The organism is Microbacterium sp. NPDC056052, from assembly GCF_042266785.1.
GTDB lineage: Bacteria > Actinomycetota > Actinomycetes > Actinomycetales > Microbacteriaceae > Microbacterium.
Map to the genome: position 1 here is coordinate 36709 of NZ_JBHJWV010000002.1, position 21498 is coordinate 58206.

Annotated in this window: 21 protein-coding genes; 7 read left to right on the top strand and 14 right to left on the bottom strand. The window is 70.4% G+C overall.

The genetic code is table 11. From position 1 onward, the window contains the following. Positions 1–142: 142 nt before the first annotated feature. The 13 genes from ACFC1J_RS04255 to ACFC1J_RS04315 form a co-directional block, all read right to left on the bottom strand. Positions 143–1195: an NAD(P)/FAD-dependent oxidoreductase gene (locus tag ACFC1J_RS04255; RefSeq protein WP_375902813.1), complete on the bottom strand. Its 1053-nt coding sequence runs from the start codon at positions 1193–1195 to the stop codon at positions 143–145. Beyond that, a complete protein-coding gene (gene fdxA, locus ACFC1J_RS04260) occupies positions 1188–1517 on the bottom strand; it encodes a ferredoxin (RefSeq protein WP_375902815.1) in 330 nt (109 codons plus the stop codon). Before fdxA ends, ACFC1J_RS04255 begins: the two co-directional genes overlap by 8 nt. After that, the gene (locus tag ACFC1J_RS04265) at positions 1514–2953 is read right to left on the bottom strand and encodes an FAD-dependent oxidoreductase (protein ID WP_375902817.1); all 1440 of its coding nucleotides are present in this window, start codon (positions 2951–2953) and stop codon (positions 1514–1516) included. Before ACFC1J_RS04265 ends, fdxA begins: the two co-directional genes overlap by 4 nt. Continuing rightward, positions 2950–3807, bottom strand: a complete 858-nt coding sequence (gene cobA, locus ACFC1J_RS04270; protein ID WP_375902819.1) for a uroporphyrinogen-III C-methyltransferase — start codon at positions 3805–3807, stop codon at positions 2950–2952. The genes ACFC1J_RS04265 and cobA overlap by 4 nt, the downstream gene beginning before the upstream one ends. Continuing rightward, the gene (locus ACFC1J_RS04275; RefSeq protein ID WP_375902821.1) at positions 3807–4790 is read right to left on the bottom strand and encodes an ABC transporter permease; all 984 of its coding nucleotides are present in this window, start codon (positions 4788–4790) and stop codon (positions 3807–3809) included. Before ACFC1J_RS04275 ends, cobA begins: the two co-directional genes overlap by 1 nt. Then, entirely contained in the window at positions 4780–5580 is an 801-nt protein-coding gene (locus ACFC1J_RS04280) for an ABC transporter ATP-binding protein (protein WP_375902823.1), read from the bottom strand. The genes ACFC1J_RS04275 and ACFC1J_RS04280 overlap by 11 nt, the downstream gene beginning before the upstream one ends. Further along, entirely contained in the window at positions 5577–6647 is a 1071-nt protein-coding gene (locus ACFC1J_RS04285) for an ABC transporter substrate-binding protein (RefSeq protein ID WP_375902825.1), read from the bottom strand. Before ACFC1J_RS04285 ends, ACFC1J_RS04280 begins: the two co-directional genes overlap by 4 nt. A gap of 137 nt (positions 6648–6784) precedes the next feature. Next, the gene (locus ACFC1J_RS04290; RefSeq protein WP_375902827.1) at positions 6785–8233 is read right to left on the bottom strand and encodes a sulfate adenylyltransferase subunit 1; all 1449 of its coding nucleotides are present in this window, start codon (positions 8231–8233) and stop codon (positions 6785–6787) included. Further along, complete coding sequence (gene cysD / locus ACFC1J_RS04295) at positions 8233–9195, bottom strand: sulfate adenylyltransferase subunit CysD (RefSeq protein ID WP_375902829.1); 963 nt, start codon at positions 9193–9195, stop codon at positions 8233–8235. Before cysD ends, ACFC1J_RS04290 begins: the two co-directional genes overlap by 1 nt. After that, positions 9192–9905, bottom strand: a complete 714-nt coding sequence (locus tag ACFC1J_RS04300; RefSeq protein ID WP_375902831.1) for a phosphoadenylyl-sulfate reductase — start codon at positions 9903–9905, stop codon at positions 9192–9194. The genes cysD and ACFC1J_RS04300 overlap by 4 nt, the downstream gene beginning before the upstream one ends. Before the next feature lie 140 nt (positions 9906–10045). Next, positions 10046–11773: a nitrite/sulfite reductase gene (locus tag ACFC1J_RS04305; protein ID WP_375902833.1), complete on the bottom strand. Its 1728-nt coding sequence runs from the start codon at positions 11771–11773 to the stop codon at positions 10046–10048. A gap of 340 nt (positions 11774–12113) precedes the next feature. Then, the gene (locus tag ACFC1J_RS04310) at positions 12114–13154 is read right to left on the bottom strand and encodes a hypothetical protein (RefSeq protein ID WP_375902835.1); all 1041 of its coding nucleotides are present in this window, start codon (positions 13152–13154) and stop codon (positions 12114–12116) included. A 157-nt stretch (positions 13155–13311) separates the two neighbouring features. After that, on the bottom strand, positions 13312–14040 hold the full coding sequence (locus tag ACFC1J_RS04315) for a sirohydrochlorin chelatase (RefSeq protein WP_375902837.1): 729 nt from the start codon (positions 14038–14040) through the stop codon (positions 13312–13314). 93 nt (positions 14041–14133) lie between these two features. Here ACFC1J_RS04315 and ACFC1J_RS04320 point away from each other — a divergent pair, with 93 nt between their 5' ends. After that, positions 14134–14403 (top strand): hypothetical protein, encoded by a 270-nt coding sequence (locus ACFC1J_RS04320; RefSeq protein WP_375902839.1) that lies wholly within the window; start codon positions 14134–14136, stop codon positions 14401–14403. 375 nt (positions 14404–14778) lie between these two features. Here the strand turns inward: ACFC1J_RS04320 and ACFC1J_RS04325 are convergent, their stop codons facing one another. Then, positions 14779–15657 (bottom strand): serine protein kinase RIO, encoded by an 879-nt coding sequence (locus ACFC1J_RS04325; RefSeq protein WP_375902840.1) that lies wholly within the window; start codon positions 15655–15657, stop codon positions 14779–14781. 274 nt (positions 15658–15931) lie between these two features. Between ACFC1J_RS04325 and ACFC1J_RS04330 the strand changes: the two genes are divergently transcribed. The 6 genes from ACFC1J_RS04330 to ACFC1J_RS04355 all read left to right on the top strand — a co-directional run bounded on the left by ACFC1J_RS04330 (position 15932) and on the right by ACFC1J_RS04355 (position 21214). Then, positions 15932–16396 carry a DUF3817 domain-containing protein gene (locus tag ACFC1J_RS04330; RefSeq protein WP_375902842.1) on the top strand — a complete coding sequence of 155 codons (465 nt, stop codon included), beginning with the start codon at positions 15932–15934 and terminating at the stop codon, positions 16394–16396. A gap of 114 nt (positions 16397–16510) precedes the next feature. Continuing rightward, entirely contained in the window at positions 16511–16837 is a 327-nt protein-coding gene (locus ACFC1J_RS04335) for an NIPSNAP family protein (protein WP_375902843.1), read from the top strand. 181 nt (positions 16838–17018) lie between these two features. Next, positions 17019–18878 carry a molecular chaperone DnaK gene (gene dnaK, locus ACFC1J_RS04340; RefSeq protein WP_375902845.1) on the top strand — a complete coding sequence of 620 codons (1860 nt, stop codon included), beginning with the start codon at positions 17019–17021 and terminating at the stop codon, positions 18876–18878. Further along, the gene (gene grpE / locus ACFC1J_RS04345; protein WP_375902847.1) at positions 18878–19540 is read left to right on the top strand and encodes a nucleotide exchange factor GrpE; all 663 of its coding nucleotides are present in this window, start codon (positions 18878–18880) and stop codon (positions 19538–19540) included. Before dnaK ends, grpE begins: the two co-directional genes overlap by 1 nt. A 3-nt stretch (positions 19541–19543) precedes the next feature. Continuing rightward, on the top strand, positions 19544–20530 hold the full coding sequence (locus tag ACFC1J_RS04350; RefSeq protein WP_375902849.1) for a DnaJ C-terminal domain-containing protein: 987 nt from the start codon (positions 19544–19546) through the stop codon (positions 20528–20530). Between the two features lie 204 nt (positions 20531–20734). Beyond that, positions 20735–21214 carry a heat shock protein transcriptional repressor HspR gene (locus tag ACFC1J_RS04355; protein WP_375902851.1) on the top strand — a complete coding sequence of 160 codons (480 nt, stop codon included), beginning with the start codon at positions 20735–20737 and terminating at the stop codon, positions 21212–21214. Positions 21215–21498 lie beyond the last annotated feature (284 nt).

The following is a 21498-nucleotide window of genomic DNA, read 5'->3' on the forward strand; positions in this document are numbered from 1 at the left end:
ATGGGGCTGTCGCTCACCGACCGTGTCCCAGTTTTGGCTGCAGTATCCGGCCCCGTTGGACCAGAAGTGGGACACGGTGCCGCCGAAAGTGGGACACGGTACGACAGCACTCGCTGGCACCGGGCCGCCTGCGGGGACCGGGTCAGTGCGCCGTCGCGACGCCGATCGAGTCGTGGATCATCACGGCGGCGACCCTGGCGCCGGCGCCCGCGGCGACGATGAGCTGCTGTGGTCCGGGGGAGGCGACGTCGCCCGCGGCGTAGAGGCCGGGAACGCTGGTGCGGCCGGCGCGGTCCGCGGCGAGGTGGCCGTGCGCGTCGAGATCTGGTGCGAGTGCGGGCAGAAAGGAGAGGTCGGTCTCCCACTCCGGGCGCACGAAGCCTCCCTCGACCGCATGCGCGGATCCGTCGGCGAGGCGGATGCCGGTGAGCGCGCCGCGCTCGCCGTGGAGTTCCGCGATCGGGCTGCGCTCGACCCCGATCCCCGCGGCCGCGAGCTCGGCCTCCTCCGCGGCGTCGACCACGTCGGCGCCGTTCGTGAAGACGGTGAGGTCGCGGGTCCACCGGGCGATGAGCCGCGCGCGGGCCGCCAGATCCGGCGTCTCGCCGATGAGGGCGAGCGCGCGGCCCTGCAGTTCCCAGGCGTCGCACGCCGCGCAGCTGAAGAGACTCACGCCGTAGAAGCCGCGCAGGTTCGGCACATCGGGCAGCGTCTCGCGCAGCCCCGTGGCGAGCAGCACGCGGTGCGCCGTGACCCTCGCCTCGGGCGCGCGGCGGCCGATCTCGGCGACGAAACCGGATCCTTCGGCCTCGATCTGGAACACGCGCTCCCTGGTGCGGATCGTCACCTGGGGGTAGGCGGCGAGTTCCTCGCGGGCGAGGCGCCGCAGCTCGTGCGGGGGGATCCCGTCGCGCGTGAGGAATCCGTGCGAGATGAGCGTCGCGGCGTTGCGCGGCCGGTCCGCGTCGACGACGAGGACGCGCGCGAGCGAGCGGGCAAGGTTCAGCGCGGCGGAGAGCCCGGCCGGCCCTCCGCCGACGATGAGCACGTCGTACGGCTCGTCTGCGTCCTTCGTCTCGCTGCGCTCGCTCAGGAACCGGGGGTCGCTGCGCTCGCTCAAGGACCGGGGGTCGCTGCGCTCGCTCAGGAACCGGGGGTCGCTGCGCTCGCTCAAGGACCGGGGCTCGTCAGTCATGATCCTCAGCCTGCGGCGGGAGTGCCGCCACGAACGGGTGGTCGAAGGCGTAGACGCCGACCTTGGCGGCGCCGCCCGGGGATCCGATCTCGTCGAAGAACTCGACGTTCGCCTTGTAGTAGTCGGTCCACTCGTCGGGCAGGTCGTCCTCGTAGTAGATCGCCTCGACGGGGCAGACGGGCTCGCAGGCGCCGCAGTCGACGCACTCATCGGGGTGGATGTAGAGGGACCGCTCACCCTCGTAGATGCAGTCGACCGGGCACTCGTCGATGCACGCGCGGTCCTTCACGTCCACGCAGGGCAGCGCGATCACGTACGTCATCGGGTGAGCGCCCCGCTGCGCGAGATCTCCACCTGCTCCTCGCGCGGCACGACCTTGACCCGCTCGCGGGTGTGCGCGTGCCCGGCGCCCAGGGCGCGCTCGTGCGCGTCGAGCTCGAGCCAGCCGTCCCAGGTGGTCACCTCGACCTCGCGCTCGGCGAGGAGTTCCAGGACGTCGGCGGTCTCGGACGGCGCCACGAGGCGGCCGGCCTCGGCATCCTCGAGCAGGTTCGCGATGGTCTCGGTCGCGTCGGACTTGGTGTGCCCGATGAGGCCGACGGGGCCGCGCTTGATCCAGCCGGTCGCGTACAGTCCCGGAACGCCGTCGACGCGGCCCGCTTCGTTCGGCACGACGCCGCGCTGCGCGTCGAAGGGGGCGTCGACGATCGGCGAGCCGAAGTAGCCGACGGCACGGTACACGGCGGTGATCGGGTACTCGACGAACTCGCCGGTGCCCGAGACGGATCCGTCCTCGTTCGGCGCGGTGCGCTCGAAGCGCACCGACTCGACGCGGTCGGATCCGGCGATCTCCACCGGAGCGTGCCAGAAGTGCAGGTGCAGGCGGCGGGTCGCCCCCGTGCTCTCGCCGCGGTTCTCGGGCCGGTCGCGCCAAGCGTTCAGGGTGCGCAGCATGATCTTCAGCTGGTTGGTGGGAGCGGCGGCCGGATCCACGCCCTCGAAGTCGGCGTCGTCGAGGATGATGTCGACACCGGCGACCTCGCCCAGCTCGCGCAGCTCGATCGGGGTGAACTTGATGTCGGCGGGACCACGGCGGCCGAACACGTGCACGTCGGTGACGGCGGAGGCCTCGAGCCCGGCGAGCACGTTGTCCGGCACCTCCGTGCTGCGCAGGTTCTCCGGCAGCTTGGCGAGGATACGGGCGACATCGAGCGCGACGTTGCCGTTGCCGATCACCGCGACCTGCTCGTCGACGAGCGGCCAGGTGCGTGGGACGTCGGGGTGGCCGTCGAACCAGGACACGAAGTCGGCGGCGCCGTAGGATCCGGGCAGGTCGGCGCCGGGGATCCGCAGGGCGGCGTCGCGGATCGCGCCGGTCGCGAGCACGACGGCGTGATACCGGGCCTGCAGCTCGTCGAGGGACACGTCGCGGCCGACCTCGATGTTGCCGAGGAAGCGGATCACCCGGCGGTCGGCGCCGACGGCTTGGGCGTCGAGCATCTCGTGCAGCGAGTTCACGATGCCCTTGATGCGGGGGTGGTCGGGTGCGACGCCGTAGCGGATCAGGCCGTAGGGCGCGGGCAGCGACTCGAACAGGTCGATCTCGACCGCGTCGTATCCGAGGTCGGCGGCGTCGGCGGACGAACCGTCCGCGCGGGCCGCCACGGCGTTCGCGAGGATGTTGCCGGCGTAGATGCCGGCCGGGCCGGCGCCGACGATCGCGACGCGGAGCGGGGCGGAGGAGTTCAGAGCGGTCACGGCTGCAGGGTCTTTCGGTCGGTGCGGGTGAAGTATGACCGCGAGACTCCATCTCCGCGACGAGACTGCACGCCAGATGTGCTGTCTCGTCGCGGAGTTGCAGTCTCGCGGGTAAGGGAGGGGGTGGCGTGGGGGCTCAGGCGCACCACGTCGCCGACGACGACGACGGCGGGGTTGCGGACCTGGCGCGCGGCGGCGAGGGCGGCGATCGTGCCGAGTGTCCCGATCGTGACGCGCTCGTCGGATCCGTAGCCGTCCTCGACGATCGCGACGGGGCAGTCGGCTCCGCGGTCGCCGCCGGCGAGGACGCAGGCCGTGTGCGCGAGCGTCCCGATTCCCATGAGCAGCACGACCGTGTGGTCGGATCCGCCCGGCAGCTGCGCGATCGGATCGTGCGCGCTCGCGACCGTGAAGGCCGTGGCGATGCCGCGGTGCGTGAGCGGGATGCCGGCCACGGCGGGCACCGAGATCGCGCTCGTGATGCCCGGCACCACGCTGACGGCGATGCCCTCGGCCTCGCAGTACAGCGCCTCCTCGCGGCCGCGCCCGAGCACGAACGGATCGCCGCCCTTGAGGCGCACGACCTCGCGCCCGGCACGGGCGTGCCGCACCAGGAAGGCGTTGATCTCGTTCTGCGGCACGGGATGATGCCCCGGGGTCTTGCCCACGTCTATCACCTCGGCCGCGAGGATCACGCCCTCGGCCGCGAGCTGGTCGAGCACGGCGCGCGCGCCGAGACGGTCGGCGACGATCACGTCGGCGCGCTCGAGGGCGCGCAGCCCGCGGATCGTGAGCAGGCCGGCATCGCCGGGTCCTGCACCCACGAGGGTGACGGTTCCGTACGGCGTGGTCATCATGCGCCTCCGAGCAGAAGTCCGCGGCGGCGCAGCACGGCCCGCTCGAGCGGCGCGAACAGCACCAGCTCGATCAGGATGCCGATCGCCAGGATCAGGATGATGGTCGCCAGCACGCCCGGGAGGTCGGCGAGCTGACGGGACTGATCGAGCATGGATCCGAGCCCGAAGCCGATGGATCCGCCGGTCGCGATGATCTCCGCGGCCATCAGGGACCGCCACGAGAACGCCCAGCCCTGCTTGAGCCCGGCGAGATAGCCGGGCAGCGCAGCAGGCAGCACGATCGCGGTGGCGGCCTGCCAGCGGTTCGCGCCGAGCACGGTGCCCACGCGGCGCAGCTGCGGCGGCACCTGGTCGACGCCGGCGAGCAATCCGTTCACGATCGAGGGGATCGCGCCCATCAGGATCACGAAGTACACGGTCGCGTCCGAGAGCCCGAACCAGATGATCGCCGCGGGCACCCAGGCCACGGACGGCAGCACCTGCAGCCCCGAGATCAGGGGTCCGGCGGCGCGGCGCAGCAGCTTCCATTCCGCGAGGAGCAGGCCGAGCGGCGTGCCGACGACGATCGCGATGACGAAGCCGATGCCGCCGCGCTCGAGACTCGTGAGCACGGCCTCCTGCAGACGCCCCGCCTGCCAGGCCTCGCCCAGCGCGCCCAGCACCTGCACGGGGCTGGGCGCCTTGTCGGGGCGGGGCTGCGCGATGACGACGTACAGCTGCCAGGCGGCGAGCAGCACGACCAGCAGGCCCACCGGCGGGAGGATCGCCCGCAGGCGCTCGCGCGTGCGGGATCCGGATCCGCTGTCGACGGTCTGCAGGCGGTCAAGACCCGCTTCGAGGCGGGAGAGGTCGTCGTCTCGCTCCGTGGTGCGCGATCCCGCGAGGGCACCGCGTTTCGTCTCGGTCGGCGCTGGCGCGCCGTCCTCGCTCAACGACCCCGGGGGGACAGCGCTCGCGGAGGGGAAGGTGTCAAGAGGCATTGCGGCGGATCTCCTTCCGCAGCTCGACGGTGATCTCGGCGGCCAGCGCCGACACCTCGGGGGATTCGATCCGGCGGCCGCGGGTGCGGGCGACGCGCCATTCGCGCGAGATCCGGCCGGGGCGGCTGCCGAGCAGCACCACGCGCTCGCCGAGGCGGGCGGCCTCGCGCACGTTGTGCGTGACGAACACGATCGTGCGCCCGGTCTCGCGCCACACGTTCTCCAGCACCTCGTGCAGCAGGTCGCGGGTGATCGCGTCGAGCGCCGCGAACGGCTCGTCCATGAGCAGCACGGGCCGGTCCTGGGCGAGGGCGCGGGCCAGCGCCACGCGCTGCCGCATGCCGCCGGAGAGCTCATGCGGGCGCTTGTCCGCGGCATCGGCGAGGTTCACGATTCCGAGCAGGCGCAGCGCCTCGGCCCGGCGCTCGGCGCGGGGCACGCCGCGCAGGCGCAGGGCGAGCTCGACGTTGCGCCGGGCGCTCAGCCAGGGCATGAGCGCCGCGTCCTGGAACATCACGGCCGCGCCCTCGCCGGGCGCGGTGAGCGAGCCGGAGGTCAGCGGCTCGAGGCCTGCGATGAGGTTGAGCAGGGTGGACTTGCCGCAGCCGCTCGCGCCGAGCAGGCAGACGAACTCTCCCGGCGCGATGTCGAGTGAGACGTCGTCGAGTACGACAGGACCGGATCCGTACCGCTTGGTGACGTGCGCGAGGCGCACGGCCGGATCCACCGGATCCGGAACGGGCAGGACCGGGGCGACCCCGTCGAAGCTCGGCGCGAGCGGGGCGGTCATTTCTTGGTTCCCAGCCCGCCGTCGTCGACCGCGGGCTCGTTCCGGGCCTTGAGTGCCGTGTTGAGCGCCGCGAGGTCGAACAGACCCTCGATCGAGCCCTTCGTCTGCGTGCCGGCGGTGACGCCGTTCTTCACGAGGGTCGCGAACGCGGCGGCGTTCGGATCCGCGGAGAACGACACGTTCGCCAGCGACTTCGTGAGCACCGCATCGGCCAAGGGCTTTCCCGTGGCCTTCTGCAGGGCGGCGTTCACGACACCCGGCACCTCGGTCGGATTCTTCGCGATCCAGTCCAGCGAGTCGAGGTGCCCGGCCAGGAGCTCCTTGACCGCCGTCGGGTGCTTGTCGGCGAAGTCCTTGCTCACGAGCAGCACCGTGGTGGGGAACTTCCCGTCGGGCCATAGGTCGCGCTCGTCCTGCAGCACGTGGGCGCCCGCCTCGACGACCAGGCGCGAGGCCCACGGCTCCGGAAGCCAGGCGCCGTCGAGCTGCCCGTTCTTGAAGAGCGTGAGGGTCTGCGCGTTCTCGGTCGGGGTGATGGTCACGTCGCCGCCGCCGGAGACGTTCGTCTTCAGACCCTTCGAGGAGAGCCAGGTGCGCAGCGCGACGTCCTGCGTGTTGCCCAGCTGCGGCGAGGCGAGCGTCTTGCCCTTGAGGTCCTCCGCGGTGTTGATCCCGTCGCGCACGACGAGCGAGGCGCCGCCGCTGGTGGCTCCTGCGATCACGCGCGCCGACGCGCCGCCCGACTTGATGAACGTGTTGATCGCCGGGTTCGGGCCGATGTAGGCCGCGTCGATCGCGCCGGCGGAGAGCGCCTCGACGGCGGCGGGGCCGGCGTTGAAGACCTCGGTGTGCAGCGCGGTGTCGCCGAGCTCCTTCTGGATCAGGCCCTTCTCGACGCCCACCAGAGCCGGTGCGTGCGTGACCGTGGCGAAGTAGCCCAGGCGCAGGGTGTCGAGCTTCTCGTCCTTGTCGGCGGCCGAGGCCTGTCCGGAGGCACAGCCGGCGAGCATCGCCATCGCGAGTCCGAGGGTCGTGATGGCCGTGCTGATGCGGGTCTTGCGATTCACTGTCGCCTCCTTAGGGCGTTCTTGGTGGGGTCTTTTCTGTTGGTCGTTGAGCGTCCTTCGTCTCGTTGCTTCGCTCCTCGCTCAGGAACCGGCCCCTGAGCGAGCGAAGCGAGAAGAAGGGCGCATAACGACCCCGCTTATGCCGCCGCGACCACGGTCGCGGCGGCGAGGGTCGCGCCGTCGACCGGGTGGATGAGCAGCAGCGCGCCGCCCTCCCGGTCTTCGGCGTACGGCTCCAGGGGCAGGGCGGATGCGAAGCGGATCCGCACGCGGCCGATCTCGTTCACGGCCAGCTCGGCGGCGTCCTCGAGGGCGAGCGTGTCCAGGTCGCGGCGCGAGAGCACCTCGGTCACGATCGCCTGCACGGTGGCGGTGCCGTGCTTGGCGAGCACGCGCGCACCCGGCGCGATCGGCCGCACGTCGAGCTGGAAGATCTCGACCTCGGCCTCCGCATGCCCGCTCGGCGCGGTGCCGGCCGTCGCGATGAGGGCGCCGCGGGCGGCGTCCACCTCATCGGCGAGCGTCACCGCGATCGACTGCGCGGTGTGCGCCGACTCCGCGACCCGTCCGGCGACGCGGATCCCGGTGACGGTCGTCTCGTACCCGCCGGGGAAGACCTGCACGCGATCGCCGACCCGGACGGATCCGCTCGACACCCGCCCGGCGAAGCCGCGGTAGTCGCGCAGCTCGTCGGCCTCGGTGTCGTCGATGAGGGCCGAGAGGCCGCCCTGCGGCCGGATCACGGTCTGCACGGGCAGGCGGAAGGCGGCGTCCTCCTCGGCCTGACGGGCGGGGAGCGTCTCGAGCAGCTCGCGCAGCGTCGGGCCGTCGTACCAGGGGGTGCGCGCGGACCGATCGACGATGTTGTCGCCCTCGAGCGCCGAGACCGGGATCACGTGCGTGTCGATCAGGCCGAGCTCGACGGCGACCGCGAGCGCCTGCTCCTCGACCGCACGGAAGCGGTCCTCGTCGAAGCCGGTGAGGTCGATCTTGTTGACCGCGACGATCACGTGCGGCACGCGCAGGAGGGACACCACGGCGAGGTGCCGACGGGTCTGCTCGACGACGCCCTTGCGCGCGTCGATGAGGACGACCACGGCGTCGGCCGTCGCGGATCCGGTGACCATGTTGCGGGTGTACTGCACGTGGCCGGGGCAGTCGGCGAGGATGAAGCTGCGTGCGTCGGTCGCGAAGTAGCGGTACGCGACGTCGATCGTGATGCCCTGCTCGCGTTCGGCGCGCAGGCCGTCGGTGAGCAGCGCGAAGTCGAACTCGCCGTGCGCGAAGCCGCGATCGGCCGAGGTGCGGGCGACCTGCTCGAGCTGGTCGGCGAGGATCGCCTTCGCGTCGTGCAGCAGCCGGCCGACCAGGGTCGACTTGCCGTCGTCGACGGATCCCGCCGTCGCGAACCGGAACAGCGTGGTGTCCTTCAGTACCCCCGCCTCCCGCCCCCCTTCTGACCGCGAGACTTCATCTCCGCGACGAGACTGCACGTCTGCGGCGCTGTCTCGTCGCCCAGTTGCAGTCTCGCGGGCAAGGGAGGGGGAGGGGGAGTGGGTGAGGGGGGATCCGAGGTCGGTGCTCATCAGAAGTATCCGTTCTTCTTGCGGTCCTCCATGGCGGCCTCGCTGATCCGGTCGTCGGCGCGGGTGGCGCCGCGCTCGGTGAGCGTGGAGCGGGCGACCTCGGCGACCACCTGGTCGACGGTCGCCGCGTCGGACTCGACGGCGCCGGTGCAGCTCGCATCCCCCACCGTGCGGTAGCGGACCACGCGACGTTCGACCTGTTCGCCCTCGCGCGGCTGGGCGTGCTCGTTCACGGCCCACCACATGCCGTCGCGGCGGAACACCTCGCGCTCGTGCGCCAGGTACAGCGGCGGCAGCGCGATCCGCTCCCGGGCGATGTAGCGCCAGACGTCGAGCTCGGTCCAGTTCGAGATCGGGAACGCGCGGACGTGCTTGCCCGGCGTGTGCCGGCCGTTGTACAGGCTCCACAGCTCCGGGCGCTGGTTGCGCGGATCCCACTGCCCGAACTCGTCGCGCAGCGAGATGATGCGCTCCTTGGCGCGCGCCTTGTCCTCGTCGCGGCGGGCGCCGCCGAACACGGCGTCGTGCTTGCCCGCGGCGATCGCGTCGAGCAGCGGTTGGGTCTGCAGCACGTTGCGGGTGCCGTCGGGGCGCTCGGCGAGGCGGCCGTCGTCGAGGTAGTCCTGCACGCGGGCGACCTGGAGCGTCAGGCCCAGGCGCTCCACGGTCTCGTCGCGGAACCGGATGACCTCGTCGAAGTTGTGCCCGGTATCCACGTGCAGCACGGGGAAGGGGATCTGGCCCGGCGCGAAGGCACGGGCGGCGAGATGCAGCACGAGCACGGAATCCTTGCCGCCGGAGAACAGCAGCACGGGGCGCTCGAACTCCGCCACGACCTCGCGGATGATGTGGATCGCCTCGGCCTCGAGCAGGTCGAGCCCGGTGAGCCCTTCGTCTCGTCGCTGCGCTCCTCGCTCAGGGACCGATTCGATGGTGGGGTCGAGGGTGTCGATGATGCTCATACGTGGAGTCCGCATTCGGTCTTGGCGAGTCCGGCCCAGCGGCCGGAGCGGGGGTTTTCGCCCGCGGCGACGGGCTTGGTGCACGGCGCGCAGCCGATCGAGGGGTAGCCGTTCGCGATGAGCGGGTTCACCACGACCTCGTGCGCGCTGGCGTAGGCGAGGAGGTCGTCGAACGACCACGCCGCGACGGGGTTCACCTTGATGAGGCCGTTGCGCTCGTCGAACGTGATCAGGGGCGTGTTCGCCCGCGTGGGCGCCTCCTCGCGGCGGACGCCCGTGAACCACACCTCGTAGGCGCCGAGGGCCTGGTGCAGGGGTGCGACCTTGCGCATCTCGCAGCACAGCGCCGGATCCCGGGAGAACAGGTCCTTGCCGAACTCGGCGTCTTGCTCGCGCACGGTCTGCGCGGGCTTCACGTCCACGATGCGGACGTCGAGCGTGCGGGCGACCTCGTCGCGCGTGAACGTCGTCTCCAGGAAGTGGTAGCCGGTGTCCAGGAACAGCACGTCGATACCAGGGATCGCCTCGGCGACCAGGTGCGGCAGCGCGGCGTCGGCCATCGAGCAGGCGACGGCGGCGAGGCGCGGTGAGACGTTCTGCGCGACCCAGGCGACCGCCTCTGCGGGCGAGGCCTCGTCGGGGGATCCGCTGCGCAGCTCCGCGGCGCCGCGCTCGGCGAGCGCGCGCAGCTCGTCGAGTGGACGCTTCACGGGGACGTTGAGCGAGGACGGCGCAGCCGACCGAGACGAAACGCCGTCTTCGGAAGGGCGCCGCGTTTCGTCTCGCGCAGACCCGCCCTGAGCGAGCGGCAGCGAGTCGAAGGGTCGCTCAACGACCGGTTCGGACGTGCTCACTGCAGTGCCTCCTCGTCGGCGCGGTGCGCCCAGACCGCGAAGGTCTCGTCGGCCTCCCGGTCGGCGAGGAACCGGCGCACGACCCGTTCTGTGTAGTCGGCGATGCCGTCGGCGGTGACCTTCAGGCCGCGCACCGTGCGGCCGAGCCCGGCCTCCTCCCGCAGCGGGGATGCGAGTCCGCCGCCGAGGTGCACCTGATAGCCGGGCACCTGCTCGCCGTCGATCGTGACGAGCTGGCCCTTCAAGCCGATGTCGGCGGTCTGGATGCGGGCGCACGAGTTGGGGCAGCCGTTGACGTGGAGCGAGATCGGGTGCGGCAGGTCGATGCCGGCCAGGCGGTCCTCGAGCTGCTCGACGGCGGCGGCCGCGTTCACCTTGGTCTCCACGATCGCGAGCTTGCAGAACTCGATGCCCGTGCACGCGATCGTGCTGCGCCGGAACAGGTCGGGACGCGAGGACAGCCCGAGCGCATCGAGCCCGGCGACGAGGGAGGGGACGCGGTCCTCCGGGATGTCCAGGATGACCAGCTTCTGGTGCGGGGTCGTGCGCAGCCGCGCCGAGCCGTGCTCTTCGACGAGGTCGGCCAGCTTCGCCAGCGACGGGCCGGAGATCCGCCCGACGAGCGGGGTGACTCCGATGTAGAACCGGCCGTCCTTCTGCCGGTGGATGCCCACGTGGTCGCCCGGGCTGGTCGGCTGGGGAGCCGCGGGGCCGTCGGGGAGCGGTGCGCCCAGGTACTCGGTCTCGAGGATCCGGCGGAACTTCTCGGTGCCCCACTCCGCCAGCAGGAACTTCAGGCGGGCCTTGTTCCGCAGCCGGCGGTAGCCGTAGTCGCGGAAGATCCTGGTCACCCCGTGCCACACCTCGGCGACGAGCTCTGGAGCGACGAACACGCCGAGGCGCTCGCCGAGGCGGGGGGTGGTCGACAGCGCGCCGCCCACCCAGAGGTCGTAGCCCACCCCGAGGTCGGGGTGCACGACGCCGACGAACGCGACGTCGTTGATCTCGTGCACGACGTCCTGGCTGGGGTGTCCTGTGATGGCCGTCTTGAACTTGCGGGGCAGGTTCGCGAGTTCCGGGTCGCCGATGAACCGCTCGGTGATCTCGTCGATCTGCGCGGTCGGGTCGATGATCTCGTCCGCGGCGATCCCCGCGACGGGCGAGCCGAGCACGACGCGCGGCACGTCGCCGCAGGCCTCGGTGGTCTGCAGGCCGACCGCCTCCAGGCGCCGCCAGATCTCCGGCACGTCCTCGACGCGCACCCAGTGCAGCTGGATGTTCTGCCGATCGGTGACATCGGCCGTGTCGCGCGCGAAATCGACGGAGATCCCTGCGATGACGCGCAGCTGCTCGGTGGTCAGCTGTCCGCCGTCGATGCGCACGCGCATCATGAAGTACTTGTCCTCGAGCTCCTCCGGCGTGAGCGTCGCGGTGCGGCCGCCGTCGATGCCCGGCTTGCGCTGCGTGTACAGACCCCACACACGGAAGCGGCCGTGCAGGTCGGTCGGGTCGATGCTCGCGAAGCCGCCCTTCGAGTACACCTGCTCGATGCGCTCGCGCACGCTCAGGCCGTTGTCGACCTGCTTCCACTCCTCGTTGCCGTTGAGCGGCGCGGTGCCGTCGATCTTCCACTGACCGTTGGGCTTGGACGACGGGCGCGGCGGGCGAGCGCGATCGGTCGTCGGTCGTGCGCCGCGCACGGCAGCGGTCGGTTCGGGAGACATGCGGACACGCTACGTGCGGATCCGCGCGGACGCCCGTGTATGTCACGCCCTCCGACACGGGGCGTCATTGTTCGACATGGTGCAGATTCTTCACGGGCGGATGCGGTTGGATGGAGGGCCCGCCGTGCGGTTCATCGGCCCCGCCGTCGCGCCTCATCGGCTCCGCGGATCCGTCGCCCGTCGAAGATGGATCTCGCCGTTCTGGGCGGGTTCGGGGCAGCGAAATCCATCTCGCCCCCGAGGTCGCCGGACGCTCAAGAGGGAAAAGGTCGCCCGCACCGCCGTGCGAGCGACGCTTTCCCTCTCATGGCGTCGGCGGTGCGCCTCTGCCTTCCGCGAATCAGTGCGCGACGTACGGGACGCGCTCCCAGCTCAGCACCTGCGCGGCGCCCGGGCGGTTGATCGTGACACTCAGCCAGTCCTTGTTGTTCGAGGACCCGTCGACCGTCAGGCGCGTGAGGTTGTCGGCCGAGCCGGTCACGCCGTACGTGTTCAGCCAGGCGGAGTCCGCCGCGAGCGGCTTGTCGTCGTTGTAGACGTGGCTGTCCCCGTTGACCAGGTACACCTCGCCGTCGAACGCGCTCGACTCGTCGACGAGCGTCTGCACGAGGCCCTGGAACGCCGAGATGTCGCTCCACGCGGGCGCGTAGGTCGGGTCGAACATGTCGGCCTGGAGCAGCACCATGACGGCGCGGTCGTGCTTCTGCCTCGCGGTCGCGAAGGTGCTCTTCACGAGCGAGATCGCGTTCGCCATGCGCGCCTGCTCCGCGGCGAGCTGTTCGGGTCGCGGGCTGGTGTCGCCGAGCCCCGTCCACGGCTGGACGCCGTCGTTGCTGCCCACCACGTGGATCACGGCGAAGTCGACGCCCTGGCGGCGCAGCGACACGTTCTCCGGGAAGCCGGCCGCGGTCTGCGCGTCGACCTTCGCCGGGTTCTGCCCGAGGGAGACCCCCGGGTTCGAGAAGAACACGGAGCGGTCGTAGGCGAGGCGCTCGAGGGGGTTGTACGCACCGTTGTTCGCACGGTGGCAGTCGGTCCACTCGTTGTCGCCCGGGGTGTAGATCAGGGGGTTGGTGAAGGTGTCGAAGTCGCCCTTGACCTGCTGATAGAGGGCGTCGTCGCAGCGCGTCGATCCGTTCTTGATGTCGCCGACGTGGAAGGTCATCGCAGGATCCGCGGCGTTGATCTCCTGGATCCACTGCGGGAACAGCGCCTGCTGCGCGGCGCCGTAGGGGACGTCGCCGATGACGGCGAACGAGTAGTGGCCGGGCTTGTCCTGTCCCGGGGCATCTGCGGCCCCGGCAGCGAACGCGGGACTCGCGCTGGCCGCGACGGCGGCCAGCGCGGCGGCAAGGGAAAGAAGTGCTCGAGAGGCGCGCATGCGTAGCTCCTTCGGTAGGCTGCGGCGCTCCGGGAAGAGCGTCGCAAGCCACACTGCTCCGCTCGGGCGATGCCGAGGTTGCGCCCGGGTGAACGGGTCGGGAAGAAGTTCCGCGCTCAGGCCGGTGCGAGGCCTCGGCGTCGAGGAGTGTCCGCGCTCACTGACCGGATCCGGGCGGATCGGCGAGCCGCGCAGCGCCTGCGAGATAGCGGTCGATCACGAGGTCCACGAGCGGAGCGGGCGGTTCGCCCGCATCGAGCAGCGGCTCCGCGAGGGCGGATCCGGCCGCGCGCTCCGCGACGTCGAAGAAGTAGCCGTGCGCGAGCAGGTAGGTCGACACGGGGGCGCCGGGATGCGCGGCGAGGGCGTCGGCGAGGCTCGGTTCCCGCGCGGCGAGGTAGGCGGGCACGACCGGGCGGTCGAGGCGCTCGCCCAGCTGCGCCGCCATCGCCTCGGCGTCGGGCAGGGAGCGCGGATCCCGGGATCCCGCGACGGCGAGCACGATCGGACCATCCGCATCCGCATCTGCGCCGGGATCGCGGTCGGGAGCGGGGGCCTCCGCCAGCCGGAGCGCGAGCACCTCCGCGAGTCGCGGGTCGGGTCCGAGCGGATCCGTCACGACCGCATCGTCGCGTGTCCGGGCGGCGCCGCCCAGATCCACCTGCACGTGGAAGCCCTGCGACAGCAGCAGCGGCACGACGACCACCGGCCCCTCGACCGAGGCCAGGGCCGTCGGTGCATCCGGCTCCTGCACGTCGACGAATCCGGCGTGCACGGCGACATCGGGGAGGCGCTCGGCGACGCGGCGCACGAGCAGCGCGATCGCGGCGGCGCCGGCGGCATCCGAGGTGCCGTGCGACACGGCGAGCAGTGCGGGGCGGGGCATGGTCGGAGTGTATGCGGATGCCGTGGATAGTGCTCGGAAGTTCTTCACACACCGAAATCGGCCCCGCCGGGGGAATCGCTACGCTCGGTTGCCATGATCGACGGACTCGCCTCGCCCCGGCCGACGGTTTCGGTCTACGTCGACGGGTTCAATCTCTATCGACGCCTCCTTGAAGGGCAGCCGCAGGACAAATGGCTTGATCTGGAGGCCTTGGCGCGTGCGCTGCTCCCGGAGTATGAGCGGGTGAGGGTCCGCTACTTCACCGCGATCGTGAAGGCCCTTCCCGGCGCGGACCGTGATTCGCCACAACGGCAGCAGGCCTATCTTCGGGCGTTGGCCACTGTTCGTCGTGCTCAGCAATGATTCCGATCTCGTGACGCCGATGCGTTCGGTCTGCGAAGAGCTGGGGAAACGGATCGGACTGCTTTCGCCTATGGAACGGAAGCGGGCGAGTAACGAACTCAAGCAGACGGGGATTTCGATTCACCGGCAGGTGACGATCGAGAGCCTGGCTGTATCGCAGTTGCCGGAGGAAATATCGGACGCCCACGGCACTGTGCGCAGGCCGTTGAAATGGCGGCGGGCACCGTAAGCCAGTGCAGAAATTCCGAAGGCCCCGCCGGAGCGGGGCCTTCTAACCAGTAGCCGAAGCATCTGGGGGTGTACGTCCAGGTTAGCTGATCCGCGATGGCGTCGCATGTGTCCAAGAACGATGTTGCGCGCGCTCAACGATCGACCTCACCCGAACGACTCCGCGACCAGCTCGCCGAAGAGCTCTTCGGCGTCGACGTCGAGGCGCTGTCGGGCGAACCAGTCGCACACGTTGACGCAGTCGCGGTGCAGCAGATCCAGACCCTGCGGGTTCGCGACCGTGTCCACGATCTGCGGCAGGTCGATCACGATCACACGGCCGTCCTGGACGAGCAGGTTGTACGGGGACAGGTCGCCGTGCGCGACCCCGGCCCTGGCGAAGGTTCGCATGAGTGCGGTGACCTGCGCGAACAGATCGGGGAGCATCTCCGGATCGTGCCGCACCTGCGCGAGCCGGGGTGCCGCGGCGCCGTCGGCGGATCCGATGAACTCCATGAGCACCTCGGTGCCGCTCACCTGCACCGGATAGGGCACGGGGGCGCCGAGCTCCCACATCCGGCGCAGGGCCTCGAATTCGGCCAGCGACCACTGCGCGGCGGCGACCCCGCGGCCGTGCTCCGACTTCTTCGCGAGCGCGCGGGCGTCGCGGGAGTTCCGCGTGCGCCGGCCCTCGGTGTACACGGCGGAGCGGTGGAACGAGCGGTGCTCCGTGCCGCGGTAGCGCTTGGCGGCGAGGAGCGTGCGCTGGCCGGGATCGCCCGGCACAGCGCGCTCGAGGAGGAAGACATCGGCCTCCTTGCCGGTCTTGAGGATGCCGAGCTCGGTGTCGACCGCGCCGGCTGAGGTCACGACCCAGTCGGGGCGTGGTTGCGGGCCGCGTTCGGTCGGCGTCGCGGCGGGCCAGGTGGTCCAGCGCTGGCCTTCGCCGAGTTCGACATCGGCGAAGGAAAGGCCGAGGTCGTCGTCATCGGCGGCGGAGAGGAACAGGGAATCAGAAGCATCCGAGGATGCGGAGGAAGGGATCACGAGAAGCTCCGGGTCGGGGCCGCTCGCGAAGGGATCGGGCGGGCGGCCTCAGGGAAGAAGGTCGGCGAAGGGCGCGACAACAGAGACGTTCATCGTCAGCTCCTTCCCTCGGATCCCGGGGCGTTCCCGGTGCCCGCCGAGTCTACGGGGCCGTGGCGCTCGCGCGGAAGCCCTCGCGGAGAATCCCGAAGACCCATCGAAAGGTGGAGGCCGGCGGGAGGCGACGGGCGGTTCCCGATCCCTACGCTGGAGGGGACCCGACCCGAGGAGAGACGTGTTCACCACTCCCGCCCGCCTTTTCCGCGTGCTCGCGATCGCGGAGGCCATCACCTGGACCCTGCTGATCGGCGCACTGATCGGCCGCGCCACGGGTCTGCCGCCGGTGCTCGTGACGATCGCAGGATCCATCCACGGCTTCGTCTTCCTCTCCTACGGCGCTACGGCGGTGCTGCTCGCGTTCCACCAGCGCTGGGGCGTCGGCGTCGCGATCCTCGCGATCGCGAGCGCGATCGTGCCCTACGCCACGATCCCCGCCGAGATCTGGCTGCACCGCAGCGGCCGCCTCGCCGGCGACTGGCGTCTGGAGCAGACCGAGGACCCGCGCGACGCCGCCTGGTACGACCGCGCGATGCGCTGGTTCCTGCACCGTCCGTGGGTGCTCGCGCTGCTCATCGTCGCCGCGGTCGCCGCGCTCTTCGCGGTGCTGCTGCTGATCGGCCCTCCCGGCGGGGGCCACTGACCGCAGTCCGACCGTGGAGGAGTCTGGATCGCGCGCGGAAGAGTCTGGATCGGGCACGGGGTGCCGTGCGAGGATGGCGGTCATCCGCGCCCGCCGTCCTCTTCCGGAGTCGTCATGACCGTGCTCGAGATCCGCTCCTACGTCCTGCATCCCGGTGCCCGTGAGGGCTTCCACGACCTCTTCCGCACGAAGGTCATGCCGATGCTCGCCGATCAGGGGATCCGCGTGGTGCGCTACGGCGCGAGCGAGCATGACGACGTGTCGTACGTCCTCATGCGTGCGTTCGACTCGACCGTCCATCGGGACGAGCAGGAGGACCGCTTCTACGGCAGCGCGCTCTGGCGGGAGGGTTACCGCGAGGAGGTGCTGGCGATGATCGCCTCCTATCAGGAGGTCGTCCTCACGCTGGACGACGCGACGGTCGACGCGCTCGGATCCTGAGTTCCGAGAGGATCCGAGCCCCATCACCAAACTTGAGCCGACTGGTATCAAGTTTGTTGACAACTCTTGACGTCGAGCGTACCCTTGAGTCATCGCGACTCAGGTTTCGCAGGGATCTTCTCCGGTGGAACAGGGGATCGCGCAGACTTTCCCAGAAACTTCCGACTGAAGGAGAAAACAAATGGCACGTGCTGTCGGTATCGACCTCGGTACGACGAACTCCGTCGTCAGCGTCCTCGAGGGCGGCGAGCCCAAGGTCATCGCCAACGCCGAAGGCTTCCGGACCACCCCCTCGGTGGTCGCCTTCACCAAGGACGGGGAGGTGCTCGTCGGCGAGACCGCGAAGCGCCAGGCCGTCACCAACGTGGACCGCACGATCGCATCGGTCAAGCGCCACATGGGCACCGACTGGTCGTTCGACGTGGACGGCAAGAAGTGGACGCCGCAGGAGATCTCCGCGCGCATCCTGCAGAAGCTCAAGCGTGACGCCGAGGCGTACCTGGGCGACACCGTGACCGACGCGGTCATCACCGTCCCGGCGTACTTCAACGACGCCGAGCGTCAGGCCACCAAGGAGGCCGGCGAGATCTCGGGCCTCAACGTCCTGCGCATCATCAACGAGCCGACCGCCGCGGCCCTCGCCTACGGCCTCGACAAGGGCAAGGAGGACGAGCTCATCCTCGTCTTCGACCTCGGTGGCGGCACGTTCGACGTCTCGTTGCTCGAGGTGGGCAAGGACGACGACTTCTCCACCATCCAGGTGCGCTCCACCGCCGGTGACAACCGCCTCGGCGGCGACGACTGGGACCAGCGTCTCGTCGACTACCTGATCAAGCAGTTCAAGGACTCGACCGGCGTCGACGTCTCGGGCGACAAGATCGCGCTGCAGCGCCTCAAGGAGGCCGCGGAGCAGGCGAAGAAGGAGCTCAGCTCCTCGACGTCGACCAGCGTCAACCTGCCGTACCTGTCGCTCACCGAGAACGGCCCCGTGTCGCTGAGCGAGACGATCACCCGCGCGAAGTTCGAGGACCTCACCAAGGACCTGCTCGACCGCACCAAGAAGCCCTTCGAGGACGTCATCCGCGAGGCCGGCATCAAGGTCGGTGACATCGCGCACGTCGTGCTCGTCGGCGGTTCCACCCGCATGCCCGCCGTGGCCGAGCTCGTCAAGCGCGAGACCGGCAAGGAGGCCAACAAGGGCGTGAACCCGGACGAGGTCGTCGCCGTCGGCGCCGCCCTGCAGGCCGGTGTCCTCAAGGGCGAGCGCAAAGACGTCCTCCTCATCGACGTCACCCCGCTGAGCCTCGGCATCGAGACCAAGGGCGGCATGATGACCAAGCTCATCGAGCGCAACACCGCCATCCCGACCAAGCGCAGCGAGACCTTCACGACCGCCGACGACAACCAGCCGTCGGTCGCGATCCAGGTCTTCCAGGGTGAGCGCGAGTTCACCCGCGACAACAAGCCGCTGGGCACGTTCGAGCTGACCGGCATCGCGCCGGCTCCGCGCGGCATCCCGCAGGTCGAGGTCACCTTCGACATCGATGCGAACGGCATCGTGCACGTGTCCGCCAAGGACAAGGGCACGGGCAAGGAGCAGTCGATGACCATCACGGGCGGCTCGTCGCTCTCGAAGGACGACATCGACCGCATGGTGCGCGAGGCCGAGGAGCACGCCGCCGAGGACAAGAAGCGCCGCGAGTCGGCCGAGGTCCGCAACCAGGCCGAGACGCTGTCGTACTCGATCGAGAAGCTCATCTCGGAGAACGAGGACAAGCTCCCCGAGGACGTCAAGACCGAGGTCAAGGCCGACGTCGACGCGCTCAAGACCGCACTGGCCGGCGAGGACGACGAGGCCGTGAAGACCGCGTTCGACAAGCTGAACCAGTCGCAGACGAAGCTCGGCGAGGCGATCTACGCGCAGTCCCAGGCCGACGCGGCCCCCGGAGCCTCCGAGGGCGCGCCCGCCGGCGAGAGCGCGGCGTCCGATGAGGACGTCGTGGACGCCGAGGTCGTGGACGACGAGGACGAGAAGAAGTAATGACGGATCCCAAGGACTTCGAAGAGCCCGAAGAGGGCCGTGAGGTCGGCGGTCAGGGGTCGGACGCGAACGCGTCCGGCCCCGGGCCGGTCCCTGAGCCCGTCGAAGGATCCGATGACACGCAGGACGCCGAAGAGCTCACGGTCGACGACATCCTGAACATCGCGCAGAACGACGACGCGCTCGCCGAGGACGCGGTGGAGGACGCAGCCCTCCACGACGCCGAGCACACGCTGCTCGTCGACCTCAAGCGCCTTCAGGCCGAGTACGCGAACTACCGCCGCCGCACCGAGGAGCAGCGCGGCATCGAGATCCAGCGCGCGAAGGGCGAGGCCGCCAAGGGCCTGCTCCCCGTGCTCGACGACCTCGACCGCGCCGCCACGCACGGCGATCTGGTGGAGGGGACCCCCTTCGCCGCGATCGCCGACAAGGTCCGTTCGGTCGTCGAGCGCCTCGGCGTGATCTCCTACGGCGAGAAGGGCGACGAGTTCGACCCGCAGCAGCACGAGGCGATCTTCCAGCAGCCCACTCCGGGAGTTGCGAAGGCCGTCGTGCTCGAGGTCGTCGAGGTGGGCTACCGCCTGGGCGACGTCGAACTGCGTCCCGCCAAGGTCGTCGTCGCCGTTCCCGCAGACCCTTCGGCAGGCTCAGGGACCGCTTAGCATATGGCTAGCCAGGACTGGTTCGACAAGGACTTCTACAAGACCCTCGGCGTCTCGAAGGACGTCTCCGAGGCGGATCTGAAGAAGACCTACCGCAAGCTCGCGCGCAAGCACCACCCCGACTCCAACCCCGGCGACGCCGCGGCGGAGGCGAAGTTCAAGGAGATCAGCGAGGCGTACTCGGTGCTCTCCGACACGGAGCAGCGCGCCGAGTACGACCAGATCCGCGCGATGGGCGCCGGCGGTGCGCGCTTCACGGCTCCGGGGAGCGCCGGCAACGGCGGCTTCGAGGACGTGTTCAGCGCGTTCGGCCGGGGCCGTGGCGGCCAGCAGGGCGACTTCGACGACATCTTCGCGATGTTCAACCAGGGTGGCGGATCCTTCGGATCCGGGCGCTTCGGTCAGCCGTCCGGCGGCTACCGGGGCTTCGGCGGCCCGCAGAAGGGCGCCGACGTCACGGCCCGCACGACGCTGTCGTTCGCGACCGCGGTGCAGGGCGAGACCGTCACGCTGCAGGGCGAGGACGGTCGGCCGCTCAAGGTGAAGATCCCCGCCGGCGTGAAGGACGGGCAGAAGATCCGTCTCCGCGGACGCGGGCGGCCTTCGCCCGACGGCGGGGAGAACGGCGACATCGTGGTGCAGGTCGCTGTGAAGCCGCATCCGGTGTTCACCCGCGACGGGCTCAACCTGCGCGTCACCGTGCCGATCACCTTCACCGAGGCGGCACTCGGCGCCACGATCGAGGTGCCGACGCTCGGTGGCGATCCGGTCAAGCTCAAGGTCGCGCCGGGTACGCCGTCCGGTCGCGTGCTGCGGGTCAAGGGCCGAGGCGTCACGACGTCCAAGGGCACCGGCGACCTGCTCGCTGAGGTCCAGGTGGCCGTGCCGTCGCACCTCGACGACGCCGCGCGCGAGGCGCTGGAGCGCTTCCGCGCCGCCGAGCCTGCGGAGAACCCGCGCGCCGAGCTGCTGGCGAAGGCGCGGGCGTGATGAGCCTCTCGGCCGTTGAGCGTCCTTCGTCTCGTCGCTGCGCTCCTCGCTCAGGAACCGGTTCGTCGGTCCCTGAGCGCCTCGCTTCAGGAACCGGTTCGTCGGTCCCTGAGCGAGCCGCTTCAGGAACCGGTTCGTCGGTCCCTGAGCGAGCGCAGCGAGACGAAGGGCGCCCGACCGGAACGGCAGTGCCGGAGGTGCGTCATGCCCGATGAGCGCATGAGCGCCGACACCCCGGTCTTCGCGATCGCCGTCGCGGCCGAGCTCGCGGGGATGCACCCGCAGACCCTGCGCCAGTACGACCGGATCGGGCTCGTCGTGCCCGGACGCACCCGCGGCGGATCCCGCCGCTATTCGATGCGCGACATCGAACAGCTGCGCGAGGTCGCCCAGCTGTCCAGCGAGGGCATGAGCCTGCCCGCGATCGCGCGCCTGCTCGACCTCGAGGACGAGGTGCGCACACTGCATCGCCGTGTGGTCGAGCTCGAGCTCGCACTGCGCGAGGAGCGTGCCAACCGCCCCGGCGTGCGCGTCTTCGCCGCGGGCACGACCGGATCCGTCATGGCCGTCCCGTCCGGACGCCGGATCCGCCGCTCCACCGAGGTCGTGCTGTGGCGGCCGTGGGGGAGTGCTCAGGATCACCCCGACGACCTCGCCGACGATCCGGACGACAGCGCGCGCTGAGCGCCGCAGGCGGGCGCCGTCCGCGCGCCCGCGATCAGTCCGCCGGGTCTTTCTCGGACGTTCGTCCCAGTGCGCATCTCCCGCCGCGGGGAGGGCGAGCGTGCCTGAAATCGATTTCCTGCACGGCGATCCCAGGAGTTGCAGCGAGGGTCACGAAGCGCAACCCGGAGTTCCGCAGGGAGCGAGAGCGGCAACCGGTCGCACGGATTTCCTGAATCAACGAAGATCGTCTTGTGTCTGAAATCGATTTCGCCTAATCTGAGTGCAGCCCGGTCGATGCCGAC